The organism is Nonomuraea purpurea (genome assembly GCF_042650645.1).
Lineage (GTDB): Bacteria > Actinomycetota > Actinomycetes > Streptosporangiales > Streptosporangiaceae > Nonomuraea > Nonomuraea purpurea.
On record NZ_JBHSBI010000008.1, the window covers coordinates 148,460 to 161,540 of the forward strand.

At 68.5% G+C, this 13,081-nt stretch carries 12 protein-coding genes; 6 read left to right on the forward strand and 6 right to left on the reverse strand.

Annotation, left to right across the window (positions count from 1 at the left end; translation table 11 throughout):
- Window positions 1–10: 10 nt before the first annotated feature.
- Both ACFOY2_RS17660 and ACFOY2_RS17665 read right to left on the reverse strand, forming a co-directional pair.
- Window positions 11–880, reverse strand: coding sequence for a phytoene/squalene synthase family protein (locus ACFOY2_RS17660; RefSeq protein WP_379529126.1), 870 nt, complete (start codon window positions 878–880; stop codon window positions 11–13).
- Window positions 881–1,103: 223 nt separating this feature from the next.
- A complete protein-coding gene (locus ACFOY2_RS17665) occupies window positions 1,104–1,532 on the reverse strand; it encodes a MarR family transcriptional regulator (RefSeq protein ID WP_379529127.1) in 429 nt (142 codons plus the stop codon).
- A gap of 62 nt (window positions 1,533–1,594) precedes the next feature.
- Between ACFOY2_RS17665 and ACFOY2_RS17670 the strand changes: the two genes are divergently transcribed.
- A complete protein-coding gene (locus ACFOY2_RS17670) occupies window positions 1,595–2,014 on the forward strand; it encodes an SPW repeat protein (protein ID WP_379529128.1) in 420 nt (139 codons plus the stop codon).
- A 60-nt stretch (window positions 2,015–2,074) separates the two neighbouring features.
- Here the strand turns inward: ACFOY2_RS17670 and ACFOY2_RS17675 are convergent, their stop codons facing one another.
- Window positions 2,075–3,880 (reverse strand): glycoside hydrolase family 15 protein, encoded by a 1,806-nt coding sequence (locus tag ACFOY2_RS17675; protein ID WP_379529129.1) that lies wholly within the window; start codon window positions 3,878–3,880, stop codon window positions 2,075–2,077.
- 500 nt (window positions 3,881–4,380) lie between these two features.
- Between ACFOY2_RS17675 and ACFOY2_RS17680 the strand changes: the two genes are divergently transcribed.
- Window positions 4,381–4,878 (forward strand): MarR family winged helix-turn-helix transcriptional regulator, encoded by a 498-nt coding sequence (locus tag ACFOY2_RS17680; protein ID WP_379529130.1) that lies wholly within the window; start codon window positions 4,381–4,383, stop codon window positions 4,876–4,878.
- Between the two features lie 28 nt (window positions 4,879–4,906).
- Here ACFOY2_RS17680 and ACFOY2_RS17685 read toward each other — a convergent pair whose 3' ends face one another.
- From ACFOY2_RS17685 to ACFOY2_RS17695, 3 genes are all read right to left on the reverse strand, one after another.
- Window positions 4,907–5,800: a helix-turn-helix domain-containing protein gene (locus ACFOY2_RS17685; protein WP_379529131.1), complete on the reverse strand. Its 894-nt coding sequence runs from the start codon at window positions 5,798–5,800 to the stop codon at window positions 4,907–4,909.
- 130 nt (window positions 5,801–5,930) lie between these two features.
- Complete coding sequence (locus ACFOY2_RS17690; RefSeq protein ID WP_379529132.1) at window positions 5,931–6,356, reverse strand: roadblock/LC7 domain-containing protein; 426 nt, start codon at window positions 6,354–6,356, stop codon at window positions 5,931–5,933.
- Window positions 6,353–9,097 carry a sensor histidine kinase gene (locus ACFOY2_RS17695; protein WP_379529133.1) on the reverse strand — a complete coding sequence of 915 codons (2,745 nt, stop codon included), beginning with the start codon at window positions 9,095–9,097 and terminating at the stop codon, window positions 6,353–6,355. Before ACFOY2_RS17695 ends, ACFOY2_RS17690 begins: the two co-directional genes overlap by 4 nt.
- 427 nt (window positions 9,098–9,524) lie before the next feature.
- On the opposite strand from ACFOY2_RS17695, the gene ACFOY2_RS17700 reads away from it, so the two are divergent.
- Genes ACFOY2_RS17700 through ACFOY2_RS17715 form a run of 4 tightly spaced genes read left to right on the forward strand, consistent with a single transcriptional unit; the run spans window position 9,525 to window position 13,073 of the window.
- Window positions 9,525–10,508, forward strand: coding sequence for an ABC transporter substrate-binding protein (locus ACFOY2_RS17700; protein ID WP_379529134.1), 984 nt, complete (start codon window positions 9,525–9,527; stop codon window positions 10,506–10,508).
- Window positions 10,505–11,275, forward strand: coding sequence for an ABC transporter permease (locus ACFOY2_RS17705; protein ID WP_379529135.1), 771 nt, complete (start codon window positions 10,505–10,507; stop codon window positions 11,273–11,275). The genes ACFOY2_RS17700 and ACFOY2_RS17705 overlap by 4 nt, the downstream gene beginning before the upstream one ends.
- Entirely contained in the window at window positions 11,272–12,051 is a 780-nt protein-coding gene (locus ACFOY2_RS17710; protein WP_379529136.1) for an ABC transporter permease, read from the forward strand. Before ACFOY2_RS17705 ends, ACFOY2_RS17710 begins: the two co-directional genes overlap by 4 nt.
- 17 nt (window positions 12,052–12,068) lie before the next feature.
- A complete protein-coding gene (locus ACFOY2_RS17715) occupies window positions 12,069–13,073 on the forward strand; it encodes a methyltransferase (RefSeq protein WP_449290134.1) in 1,005 nt (334 codons plus the stop codon).
- Window positions 13,074–13,081: the final 8 nt, after the last annotated feature.

A 13,081-nucleotide genomic window follows, 5' to 3' on the forward strand; every position in this document is an offset into this window, starting at 1 on the left:
TGACCATGCCCTATCGGCCTCTTCCACGCCTGGCCTGGGCGAGGGCACGCACCGCGACCATGGACTTCTCCCTCGTCGTCAGCGACATCCTGGCGGCCAGCGCCCGGCCGGGATCGGCGGCGATGCGGTCGAGCAGGCACCGGTAGATGCCGGCCATGGTCGCCGTGCAGGCGGCGCTGCGCGCGTCCAGCATGGGCAGCAGGCGCATCCCGGTGGCGAACCAGTCGCGCGCCCGGTCCGCCTCGAACCGGACGAGAGCGGCCAGGCGCTCGGGCGGTGAGTTGAACCGGCCGTCCGCGTCGAGATCCAGGGTGCAGCCGAACCGTTCGAGGTCCTGGGCGGGCAGGTAGACTCGTCCTGACAGGCGGTCCTCTCGCAGGTCGCGCAGGATGTTGGTGATCTGCAGGGCCACGCCGAGCGCGTCGGCGAGCGGCGTGGCCGCCTCGACGTCGTCGGTGCCGAACACGCCCAGCGACAGCCGTCCGACCGATCCGGCGACGCACCGGCAGTAGCCGACCAGGTCCTCGAAGGTCGTGTAGGTCGTGCCGCGCACGTCGGCGGCGCAGCCGTCGACGAGATCGGCGAACGCCCCGAGCGGGATCAGGTAGCGGCGGGCGGCTTCCATCAGCGCCACCACCACGAGGTCGTCTCGCGCGGGGGCCGTTTCGCCGAGCAGCCCGCGCACCGAGGACAGGCGCTCCAACCGCTGCTCGGCGGGGCCGTCGCCGTCGGCGATGTCGTCGATCCTGCGGGCCAGGGCGTAGACGGCGCTCAGCGCCCGCCGCTTCTGGACGGGCAGCAACCGCAGACCGTACGAGAAGTTGCGGGCCTGACTGCGCATGATCTGCTCGCAGTGCCGGTACGCGTCATTGACGCCCACCGCCCGGCCCCCGTCACGCGAAAAGGCGCTCGCGGCTCGGGCGAACATCATGGCCGCGACGGCCGTTTGCGTGTTTTCCCCCAAGACATGAGTGATGGCTGTCCGTTATGTCGCGGAAATAAACCCGAACATCGGCCCGCTGGGTGGCTGTCGACCATTGTCGGATTAACAATTTACGCGCGGATGAACGATTCGTCCGTGAGAAAATTCCGGCTGCTCCGGGTCACTGTTGTGGCGTGGCGGTGGCAGGCTCGGCGAACTCGGAGACCAGGGGCACCAGCCGCTGCAGCTCCTCCAGATGGGCGGCGCTCAGCAGCGCGAGCTTCCCCTCACCCGCCTCGGTGAGCGTCAGGCGGACGACCCGGCGGTCCCTGCCCCCGCCGCGGTTGCGCACGACCAGGCCAAGCTGCTCCACCCGATCGATCAGTTGGACGGCGCTGTGATGCCGGGTGCACAGGTATCCGGCCAGTTCGCCGATGGTCGGCCCCCGTGAGTCCGCGTGGCCCCGGATGGCCAGCAACACCTGGTGCTGGGTGGCCGTCAGCCCCACTGCCGCCGACTGCTCCTCGCTCCAGCGCAGGAACCGGCGCAGGCCGGCCCGGAAGGCCAGCAGTTTCGTGTACTCGCGATCGGTGACGGACGGTGACCCCATGTGAACCAATCTCCTGACATGATATTATCACAGTATGATATATCGGTGAGAAGGTGAGAGACATGGCCGGCCAAGCCATGAGCATGCACCCCGATATCGCGGAGTTGCGGGAGAAGTACGAGCTCGCAGCCGAGTCGCCGACCGGTAAGGCGGTCGCCGGGCTCACGTTCCTGACAGGGCTCTATCTCGCGATCTCTCCGTGGGTCGTCGGGTTCAACAGATTCACGACCCTGACCGTGAACAACCTGGTCGTCGGCATCGCCCTGGCGATGCTCGCGCTCGGGTTCGCCTCGGCCTACGGTCACACACACGGCATTGCCTGGGTCGCTCCGGTGATCGGCATCTGGACGATCATCTCTGTCTGGGTGGTCAGCGGCCACGTCGCCACTGCGGCGACGATCTGGAGCAACGTGGTGACCGGCGTCATCGCCCTGCTCCTCGGTCTGGGGGCGGCCTCCGCCGTCAGAGCCTGGGGCCGGTAGTTCATCGGGGCAATGCCCCTAGGGCGGAGGCCGGGTCACCCGGCTTCCGCCACGAAACCTTCAGGGCGGCCCGGTGCGCGCCCCGCGGGTGCGGTGATGGCTGTCCTGCGAGGCGTTCAGTGCCGTGGCGGTGTTGACGACGCAGACGTGGCTGAAAGCCTGCGGGAAGTTGCCGACCTGGCGCCGGTTGGCGGTGTCGTACTCCTCCGCGAGCAGGCCGACGTCGTTGCGCAGGCCGAGCAGCCGGTCGAACAGACGCCGCGCCCGCTCGTGACGCCCTGTCAGGGCCAGGGCGTCGGCCAGCCAGAATGAGCAGGCCAGAAAGGTGCCCTCGCCGCCCGCCAGACCGTCGACGTCCTCGTCCGGCCGGTAGCGCAGCACGAGGCCGTCGTGCACGAGTTCGCGCTGGATGGCCTCGACGGTGCCGCCCACGCGCGGATCATCGGCGGGCAGGAAACCGAGGCGGGGGATGAGCAGCAGGGCGGCGTCCAGGTTGGTGGAGCCGTAGAACTGGGTGAAGGTGTTGCGGCCGGAGTCGTAGCCGTGGGCGCAGACGTCGTCGTGGATCTCCTCCCGCAGGGCGCGCCATCGGTCGGCGGGGCCGCCGAGGCCGAAGCGGTCGATGGCCCGGATCATGCGGTCGGCGGCCACCCAGGCGAGGATCTTGGAGTGGACGAAGTGGCGGCGCGGGCCGCGGCTCTCCCACAGCCCGTTGTCGGGCCGGTGCCAGGCGCCTTCGAGGTAGTTCATCAGCGCGTTCTGCAGGTCCCACGCGTGGTCGTCCACGGCCAGGCCGCACTGGCGGGCGATGTGCAGACAGTCCAGGATTTCGCCGTAGACGTCGAGCTGGAACTGGGCGCAGGCGGCGTTGCCGATGCGGACGGGCCTGGAGTCCTCGTATCCGCCCAGCCAGCCGGGGCTCCACTCGGGGATACGACGGCTGCCCTCGACGGTGTACATGATCTGCAGGTCGGCGGGGTGACCGGCCACGGCGCGCAGCAGCCATTCCCGCCAGGCCCTGGCTTCGGCGTCGTACCCGGCCGACATCAGGGCCTCCAGGGTGAAGCTGGCATCGCGCAACCAGCAGTAGCGGTAGTCCCAGTTGCGGGGCCCGCCGAGCCGCTCGGGCAGGGACGCGGTCGGCGCCGCGACGATGCCGCCGGTGGGGGCGTAGGTGAGCGCCTTGAGGGTGAGCAGGCTGCTCCGCACGGCCTGCTCGTCGTCGCCCCGGTACCGGCAGCGCCGGCTCCACTCGTGCCAGGATCGTTCGGTGTCCGCCAGCGCGTCCATGGCGTCCACGGGGTCGGGCCGGGGCAGCCAGGACTGCTGCCAGGTCAGCACGAACGGCACCCGCTCGCCTTCTCCCACGGTGAAGCGCGCGGTGGTGCGGTGGGCCTCCTCGTCGGGGTGCAGTTCGACGGGGGTGCGCAGCCAGGTGGCGTCGCTGCCGGCCACGGCGGCGAGCTGGCCCCCGTCATGGCGCAGCCTGGGGACGGTGCGGCCGTAGTCGAAGCGCAGCATCAGCTCCATGCGCATCTCGACCCTGCCGCGCACACCCTCGACGATCCGCACGACGTCGGGCGCCTCGCCACGGGGCGGCATGAACTCCACCACCCGCACACTGCCGTCGTCGCAGTGCCAGGTCGTCTCCAGGATGAGCGTGTCCTCGCGGTACCGGCGCGAGGCGCCGCGCCGGGCGTTGACGGGCGCCAGCAGCCAGCGGCCGGCGCGGGGGCTGTCCAGCAGGGCGGCGAAGCAGGAAGGGGAGTCGAAGCGGGGCACGCACAGCCAGTCGATCGACCCGTCACGCCGGACCAGCGCGGCGGTGTGCATGTCGCCGATCAGGGCGTAGTCCTCGATCCGCATGAGTGCTCATCCGTTCTCGCCTCACATGCCGCAGACGATGACCCATACCCCGGATCCATGGTGCCGAACGGAAAGCCCGCACGGCACCGCGCCGTGCCAGTCGATTAGCGATTTCTATCGCACAACACTTGCCAAAAGGAATCTGTTAGCGAGGCTATCTAAGTCGCTGGGCCCAAAGCTCCAGTTCGAGTCACGAAAAAATGGCCTATATCCGGACATGCGGCATTATCTAAAAGCGGAGTCCGAAATTTGGGTGAAACATCCTCGCCGCCGGCGGCGGATGCCCGGATGGCCGCAGGGACAAGGTCACAGGACGGCTGCGGAGCGGGAAGGCCGTCGGTGAGGAAAGACAGGCGTCCCGTTCTTCGCGGAACGTGCGCTTGCCCTTATCGTGATGGTGCAGCGCCTTTTTGTCCCATGCGAAACCCACTGGTCCTTCCTGTCGCCGCGGCGGCCGGCGCGGGGGAGGGAACCCTGCGTGCTTGAGGAAGGTGTCCGCAGTGCTTGTCAACGCGGTCCACAACGGTGACGACGACCATCCTGTGGCCGAAGGCGCGGCGGACGTGGACGACTCGGCCTGGCTCGTGGAGGAGGCGTCCCTGGTCCTGATGGAGGTCACGCTCGACGCCGTGGCCCAGATGGACAATCTGTCCCTGGCGGCCCTGCGGCACCTGCTCGCGGTGGACCGCCACGGCCCGCTGAACCTCAGCGGCCTCGCCTCCCACCTGGGCATGTCCCTGTCGGCCACGGGCCGCATGGTGGACCGGCTGGTCGCATCGGGCCTGCTGGCGCGGTTCACGGCCACGCACAGCAGGCGCGAGATCAGGATCGAGGTGACCCCGCGCGGGCTGGAGGTGCTGGAACAGCTGCGTTCGGCGCGCAGACGGCGCATCGGCGCGGCCCTGCGCAACCTGGCGCCCGAGGACCGCCACATCCTAACCAGCCTGCTGCAGCAGCTCACCGCCGCGGCCTACCCGCACGAGGACAACCGCTTCTGAAGACGGCGGTGAGGCGTGATGCGCCAGGTCAGGAGTCGAAGAGATCGAGCAGGGCCGTGCCGCGCGCGGTCCGGTGGACGTAGATCTCCCTGCCGTCGCGCCGCCGGGTGACCAGCCCCGCCGATTCGAGGCGGTTGCAGTGGTAGGTGATCACGCTGGGGTGGCATTTGATGCGCCTGGCCAGGACGCCCATCGACAGCGGCTGGTCGACGCCGGTCAGGATGGCCGCCCGCGCGTCGCCGAAGACGAAGCCGAGCTGCTCCTCGGTGCTCTTCCGCCTGGGCACCGTCAGGTGCGGCGGAGAGTAGCCGATCCACACGACCTCAGGGCCGTCGAAGCGGGCGACGAACGCGTCCGACCCGGCGAGCATGGGCATCAGCACCAGGCCCTTGGACTCGATGGAGAACTCGTCGGGCCCGAAATTGCGGACGCTGAACGTGCCCTCGTGGAAGGCGCAGTCGGCGTGCAGGTCATTGAGCACGACGTCGAGTGCCCCTCGGGCGCCGGCCATCTCGACCCGCTCGACCTCGCGATCGAACGTCGCGCGTGCCTGCTGCCACTCCGGATGCATGGCCGACCACACCTGCTCCATGAGGTCGGCGAAGCCGTGCAGCCAACGGCGGGGGTCTTTCATCGCCGGCTGCCAGTGGGGCGGCGGGTGCCCGTCGGTCATGGAGTCCAGCTCCACCTGTAACGCGTCGGGCGGTTGGTCGCGGAGCATTTCGAGCTGCGTGGCGACGTCCAGATCCCGGCGGAAGTCCCCGGGGAACACGACATCGGGCAGTACGGCGTTGCCGGGTACCGCGAGCGAATCCACCACCGTTTCGTCAGGCTCCGCCGCGGCGGAGCGCACCAGTTGCCGCCAGCGCTTGGGGGTTTTCGCGTCCTGGCCCGCCAGCGCGTCGCTGATCAGCGTGAGCATGGACAATCCTGGGACCATCGTCACGGCAACAGGCAACCGATCATGCCGCTCGTTGATCATGCGCGTGCGCATAGGTGCGTCTTCTTCCTTTCATGCTTCAGATCGGTCCACTCGACGGCCGTCGTCCGCGTCATCTGATGTGGCTGGCGCGCAGATGTTCGCGTACGGCGGGGGTCAGCACCGGACCGGTACGTTCCGCCATGAGCGTCATGTGGTAGGCGACGAGCGCCAGGTCGCTGTCGGGCTCGGCGAGCACGGCCAGGCAGGAGCCTTCGCCGATCGACATGGTGGTCAGCACCATGCCGTTCCCCATCTCGACGACGCTCTGGACGACCTCACCGCCATCGAGGACCCTGCACGCGGCCACCGACAGGCCGACCAGCCCGGCGGTGATCGCGGCCAGATGGTCGGCCCGGTGGGCGGGGAAGGACGAGGACGCCGCCAACGGCAGGCCGTCGTAGGAGAAGACGACAGCGTGGGCGATGCCTGGAACCATGCCGACGAATTCGCTGAGCAGCCAGTCGACCTCGTATGCCATGAAGCTCAGGTCGTTCACGTGCCCTGTCCCCTGGTGTTCGGGTCGGAAGCGGCCCGGCCCGTGCTGAGGTCGTCGCGAGCGGACTTGTAGCCCTGCTGGAAGCTGGACAGGCGGCTGCGTACCCGGTCCGCCGAGACGGGCGGCATCGGCATCGGCGTGGCCTCCTCGGGCGGGGGCGCCGTGGTGGCCGAGCCGGGCACCAGGTTGGCCTTGGGCACCCGCTTGGGCAGCCCGGTCGCGGTCACGCCGTCGCCCACCGGCTCGGCGGCGGCCTTGGCCGCGTTCCATCCGGCGTCGGCCGAGCCCCAACTGGCTCCCTGCTCGAACCACGCCGACTCGATCGAGGCGTAGATCGGCAGATATTCGTCCGAGGTCGCCTTGGTGGCAGGGATGGGACCGGTGGCCGCCGACGTCGTGTCGGGAAAGTCATAACCGGCCGGCATCGGCGGGGGTTCGTCGCGGACGCCCAGGTTGGGGCGCCTGGGGAGGAAGGCGTCGTCGCTGGGCTGGTGCCGGTTCCTCGACGGCATCCACGTGTCGGCTGTGCCGTACGAGCCGGCTCCCGCGACCTGCGGTACGGACGGCCAGTCGCCGGACTCCGCCGGCCGTCCGCCCGCGACCTGCGGCACGGACGGCCAGTCGCCGGACTCCGCCGGCCGTTCCGTCTGCGCGAGCCAGGCGCCGGACGCGTTGGAGGGGTAAGAAGGATGCCCGGGAGCCATCTGGAACGGGCCCCACTGCGGCGGGTTGGGCATGGCCCCGGACGGGCCGTCGGGATAGCCGGGCGGCGGCTGCGTCCCGAGCAGCGCCTCGGGCATCAGGACCATCGCGGTGAGCCCACCAGATTCGTGCGGGCGCAACTGCACCCGGATGCCGTGCCGGTGTGCCAGGCGCGCGACCACGAACAGGCCCATGCGCCGGGAGACCGACACGTCCACGCTGGGGGCCTCCATGAGGCGCTCGTTGGCCCCGGTCAGTTCATCGGGGGTCATGCCGATGCCGGAGTCGCTGATGGCCAGCATCACGCCGCCGCCGTCGATCCTGCTGCCCGACAGCGTCACCTGGGTTTCCCTGGGCGAGAACGACAACGCGTTCTCCACCAACTCGGCCAGCAGGTGGATGACGTCGTTGACGGACGGTCCCGAGACCGAGACGCCGTCGGGCACCCGGAGGACGACCCGCTCGTAGTTCTCAACTTCGGACAGCGAGGCGCGGGCGACGTCCACGAGCTTGACGGGCTTGCTCCAGCGGCGGGGCGGTTCCTGGCCTGCCAGGACCAGCAGGTTCTCGCTGTTGCGCCGCATGCGGGTGGCCAGGTGGTCGAGCTTGAACAGGTTGCTGAGCCGCTGCTCGTCCTGTTCGCCCTGCTCCAGCCCGTCGATGAGGGTGATCTGCCGCTCCACCAGCGTCTGGCTGCGCCGCGACAGGTTCACGAACATCGCGTTGACGTTGCTGCGCAGGCGGGCCTCCTCGCCCGCCAGCCGTACCGCCTCGCGGTGGACCTCGTCGAAGGCCCGCGCCACTTCGCCGATCTCGTCCTTGGAGGAGATGGCGATCGGCGGCACCTGTACGGCGTTCGTGTCGACCTCGCTGGTGCGCAACTGCCGCACGAGCTCGGGAAGATTCTGGCTGGCGATCATGAGCGCGTCCCTGCGCAACCGCCGCAGCGGGCGGACGAGCGAGCGGGCCATGACCGCGGTGACGGCGAGGACCAGGAGCAGCAGCACGGCCAGGACGATGACGTTGAGCGTGGCCGCGGACCGGTCACTGGACTGAATGTCGGCGCTTCTGGTGCCGACCTGCTCCAACAGTGACCGCTGCACGGTGTGCAATCGATTGACCGTGTCGCTGATGGCGTCGAACCACAGGGCGACGTCGTTGGTGGTCGAGGTGTCCAGGCGCTGGAGGGGCAGGCCGACACTGGTGATGAAGACGGCTCTGTTGAGGTAGAACTCGCCCCGGCCGACCGACACGCTGGTGACCGTGTTGTCGTGGAACTGACGCTGCGCCAGCGTGGCGACGGCGCGGAACGCGGCGCGTTCGCTCTCGCGGTTGGAGCGCGCGTCGAGGAACGCCTGGTACTCGGCCTCTTCGAACTTCCCCCTGGCGAGCGCGATCGTCAACAGGCCCCGCAGCTTGGCGGCCTCCTCTTCCGAGCGGGCGACGGCCCGCAGCGCCGCGCTGGTGGAGATGAGCTGCTCGTCCGTCGAGCCCTGCGCCACCTCGTCATACAGCTGCAGCATCTCCGCGATGACTTCGGAATACTTCTCCATCGTCGGGAGCGGCGGCAGTTGCGCCTTCTGCCCGGACACGGTGTCCCGCAGCGAGGCGAGCTGGGTCAGCCTGGTGCGGACGATGGACAGCTTCCTGCGGCCGAGATCGGACAGCGAGTCCTCGGCCGCCGCGGCCGCCGCGTTCGTGCGCTGCACGCTGGAATCGACGATCCTGCGCTGGTCCGCGACCCGCTCCAACTGCGCCGTCGCTCTGTCGGCGGCGACGTAGTGCGCGGACAGGTCACGCTCCAGTGCCATCTCGCGGGACAGCTCGCCGAGCTGGGCCACCAAGGAGCCCACGTTGCTGATGCGCTGATTCTGCTCGGCGCTGCTGATCGATATGCCGACCCGCAACGCGCCCAGGATCACGGCGACCAGGGTGGGAATGGCGATAAGCGTGATGAGGCGGGTTCGCACCCGCCAGTTTCGCAGCGCTATCGGGTTCCCGTGGGTAGGAACCTGTTCCGCTGGCTTCTCGTCGGCCACGAAGCGTTCCTGCAGAACAGGACCACTGGCACGACCACTTTGGGTCATCTTTGTCCTTACCGATGGCAAACATCCCCCTACGGATCGCTTTGGGAGATGCCGGCCGCGTCTCTGAGTGAACGCGGGCAAGCTCCGGCGTAATTCGATCACAAACCTCATTAGTAGGCCAACGCGACGAAGGGGATTGGGCAAATCAACCTTTGCAATTCTCTCCAATCATCACGCAGAGTCACCACAACATCCATCTTCCGGTCATCGGATCATTTGGCGGCGTGTCCGCCGTTCAGCCTGGTGACACGATTCATTTGCAGAGAAATCCAAGAGAACGTCATCCGGTGCGCTTCAGCATCGATCTCGCCTTCGGTAATCTTCACGCTCGTGCCCTGGTGCCGATCACCGGAGGCGTCCTGTGTAAGGAGAACCCCAAATGACCAGCAAAGTGCGCCGTCGCACCCTCGTGCTCGGCGTTACGGCCACTCTGTTATTGACCGGCTGCGGCGGAAACGGTGAGCCCACGAGCTCATCGGGCGGCAATGGCCTGGAGAAGACCACCATCAAGGTCGGCGCCATGCCGGTTCCCGACCCCGTCTCCCTCCACATCGCCATCGCCAAGGGCTTTTTCAAGGCAGAGGGCCTGACGGTCGAGCCGGTCGCCATCACCGGCGGCGCGGTGGCCGGTCCGCAGATCAAGAGCGGTCAGCTCGACATCACCCAGAACAACTACGTCTCGACCCTCTTGGCGGTGAGCAAGGGGGAGAAGTTCAAGCTGGTCGCCGACATGTACCAGGCGGCGCCCAACACCTTCACCATCATGGTCCCGAAGGATTCGCCGATCCAGACGGTCGCGGATCTCAAGGGCAAGACCGTCCTGGTCAACAACTTCAGGAACATCGCCACGCTCGCCGTCACGACGCAGCTCAAGGTGGCCGGCCTCACGGAGAAGGACGTCAAGTTCGCCGAGAAGCCGTTCCCCGAGATGGGCAACGCGCTCCAGGCCGGACAGGCCGACGCCGCCTGGATCACCGAGCCGTTCATCACCGCCAACCAGAGCAAGCTGGGCTTCCGCAAGATCGCCGACACCATGACGGGGCAGACCGAGGACCTGCCGATCGCGGGCTGGATGGCCTCCGACGAGTGGGTCCAGAAGAATCCGAAGACGCTGGCCGCCTTCCAGCGGGCCATCGCCAAGGCGCAGGAGCTCGTGTCGAACGACCGCAAGGAACTCGAGGCGATGCTGCCCAAGTACACGAAGATCGATGCGAAGACCGCTTCGGTCATCACCCTGGGCACCTTCCCGACCTCGCTGAGCGCCAGCCGACTGCAAAAAGTGGCCGACCTCATGCTTGAGTACAAGTACCTCGAAACCCCGATCGACGTGAAGTCGGTCATCGCGACGCCGTCGGACGGATGAACCGTCCATTCCGCAGTGTCGCGGGCGTCGTGGGGTTCCTCGCCGTGGGAGAGCTGGTGATCCGGTTCGGGCTGGGCGACGGCCTGGTCTTTCCTGCGCCCTCCGTCGTCCTGCTGGAGGCCGCGAAGCTGGCGGTCGACGAAGAGTTCCTGCTGGGAGCGCTCACGACGCTCACGAACTGGGCGCTCGGCCTGCTGGCAGCGGTGGCGGTGGCGGTCCCGGCAGGCGTTCTGCTCGGCGCGCTGGCCCCGGTGGAGCGCGCCGTCCGGCCCGTCCTGGAGTTCCTGCGGCCCATTCCCTCGGTCGCGGTCATCCCGCTGGCGATCCTGCTGATCCCGGTGGATGAGCTGATGAAGGTCGGCGTCATCGTGTACGCGGCCGTCTGGCCGATCCTGTTCAACACGTTGTACGGCATGCACGACGTCGACCCGCTGGCGAAGGAATCGCTGCGCAGCTTCGGATTCGGGCCGCTGGCCGTGCTCGGAAGGGTGAGCCTGCCCAGTGCCGCGCCTTTCGTCGCGACCGGCGTCCGGATCGCCATGGGGATCGCGCTGATCATCGCCGTCAGCGCCGAGCTGCTCGCCGGTGGTGCCGCGGGTCTGGGCGTCTTCGTCATCGAGGCGGGCAACGGCAACAGGACCGACCTCGTCATGGCGGCCACGCTGTGGGCCGGCATGTTCGGCCTGCTGGCCAACGCGTCGCTGCGGGCGGCCGAGCGCCGCCTGTTCACCTGGCATCAGATGCGGACGGGTGCGGCGCTGACGTGAGATCACCAGCCGGGATCTGGACGATCCCCCCTGTCCTCCTCGTGTGGGAGCTCCTCACGCGGTGGCTCGAGGACACCGACTTCCCGCCGCCCACGACCATCGTCGCCCGCATGCACGAGCTGTGGTTCTCCGGCCCGGCCGCACGGCTGTTCCTCACCGACGACGCCGTGGACAACATCGTGCCCAGCATGGGACGCATGTTCTCCGGCTGGCTCCTGGCCGCGTTCATCGGAGTGGTGGCCGGTGTGATGCTGGGACGCTCGCGGGTCGCGGCCGACTACGTGGACGCGCTGATCGAGTTCGGCCGTTCCGTTCCGCCGCCGCTGCTGCTGCCGCTGTTCCTGGTGTTGTTCCAGGCCGGCCTGGCGATGCAGCTCGCCGCGATCGTGTGCGGCGTGGTCTGGCCCGTGCTGCTCAACTCGATCGACGGAGCCAGAAACGTCGACCGCACCTATACCGAGACCGCCACCGTCTTCGGGCTGTCCAGGGCGCAGCGACTGCGCAGGATCGTCATCCCCGCCGCCTCGCCCAAGATCTTCGCGGGCCTGCGGCTGAGCCTGTCCCTCGCGCTCATCCTCATGGTGATCTCCGAGGTGTTCGGCAGCACGGACGGCATCGGCTACCAGTTGCTGCAGGCGCAGCGGAGCTTCGACACGCCCGGCGTCTGGGCGACGATCGCCCTGCTCGGCATGCTCGGTTACATCGTCAACTCGTTCTTCGTGCTCGCGGAGCGCCGGCTGCTGATCTGGCACAGGCAGGCGAACCGCACGCCATGACCTCTGGAAAAGGACATATGTCGTCATCCGAGAGCCTCCTGTGGGAGGCGGTTTCCGGGATCTCCCGTTTCGCTGCCCTCTTGACCATGGCGGAGCTCGGCGTGGCCGACCAGCTCGCGGACGGGCCGCTCGACACCGAGGAGCTCGCCACCAGGTGCGGGGCGCACGCCCCCTCGCTCCGCCGGGTCCTGCGCGAGCTGGCGAGCGTCGGAGTCGTCCGTCCGGCCGGCGCCGACGGGTACGAGCTCACCGAGGAGGGCTCGGTGCTCCGCTCGGACGTCCCCGGCTCGATCCGCTCCTCCATACGCATGCTCGGCGAGGAGAGCTTCTGGTACGCCATGGGCAAGCTGCCCGAGACGGTACGCGAAGGCCGTTCGGCGTTCGTCGCCAGGTACGGCGAGCTCTACGAGCACCTGGGCCGCCATTCCGAGGTCAGCCGCCTCTTCGACGACTACATGACCGCCAGGGCCGAGACGTTCACGCGGAATCTGGTCACGCGCTACGACTTCACCGGCGTCGGCACCATGGTGGACGTCGCCGGGGGCAAGGGCTCGATCCTGGCCACGATCCTGCGTGCCAACCCCGGCATGCGGGGCGTCCTGCTCGACCTCGACCACGTGGTGGCCCACGCCAAGGAGCTCCTGGCGGCGGAGGGCCTGGCCGAGCGGTGCGAGACGGTGGCGGGGAACTTCTTCGACTCGGTGCCCGAGGGCGGCGACGCCTACCTCCTGGCCAGCATCCTGCACAACTGGGGCAAGGACGACGCCGTGCGGATCCTGCGCAACGTCCGGCAGGCCTTGAAGCCCGGCGGGCGCGTGCTGGTCCTGGAGGTGGTCCTGCCCGACGACGCGCAGCCGCATCTGGCCAACGATCTGGACCTGCGGATGCTGGCCATCTTCAACGGCGGCTCGGAGCGGAGCCGGGAGGAGTACGCGGAGCTCTTCTCCCTGGCCGATCTGGAACTGGAGGGAGTCACGGAGCTGGGCGCGGGAGCGTGCCTGCTGCAGGCCAAGCCCGTCTGACCCGCTCC

Bases quoted from the DNA above. Each gene is read 5' to 3' on its own strand.
- ACFOY2_RS17715 (WP_449290134.1), top strand. From the start codon at position 12,069: ATGTCGTCATCCGAGAGCCTCCTGTGGGAGGCGGTTTCCGGGATCTCC.
- ACFOY2_RS17705 (WP_379529135.1), top strand. From the start codon at position 10,505: ATGAACCGTCCATTCCGCAGTGTCGCGGGCGTCGTGGGGTTCCTCGCC.
- ACFOY2_RS17685 (WP_379529131.1), bottom strand. From the start codon at position 5,800: ATGCTCACGCTGATCAGCGACGCGCTGGCGGGCCAGGACGCGAAAACC.
- ACFOY2_RS17665 (WP_379529127.1), bottom strand. From the start codon at position 1,532: ATGGGGTCACCGTCCGTCACCGATCGCGAGTACACGAAACTGCTGGCC.
- ACFOY2_RS17700 (WP_379529134.1), top strand. From the start codon at position 9,525: ATGACCAGCAAAGTGCGCCGTCGCACCCTCGTGCTCGGCGTTACGGCC.
- ACFOY2_RS17670 (WP_379529128.1), top strand. From the start codon at position 1,595: ATGGCCGGCCAAGCCATGAGCATGCACCCCGATATCGCGGAGTTGCGG.
- ACFOY2_RS17675 (WP_379529129.1), bottom strand. From the start codon at position 3,880: ATGCGGATCGAGGACTACGCCCTGATCGGCGACATGCACACCGCCGCG.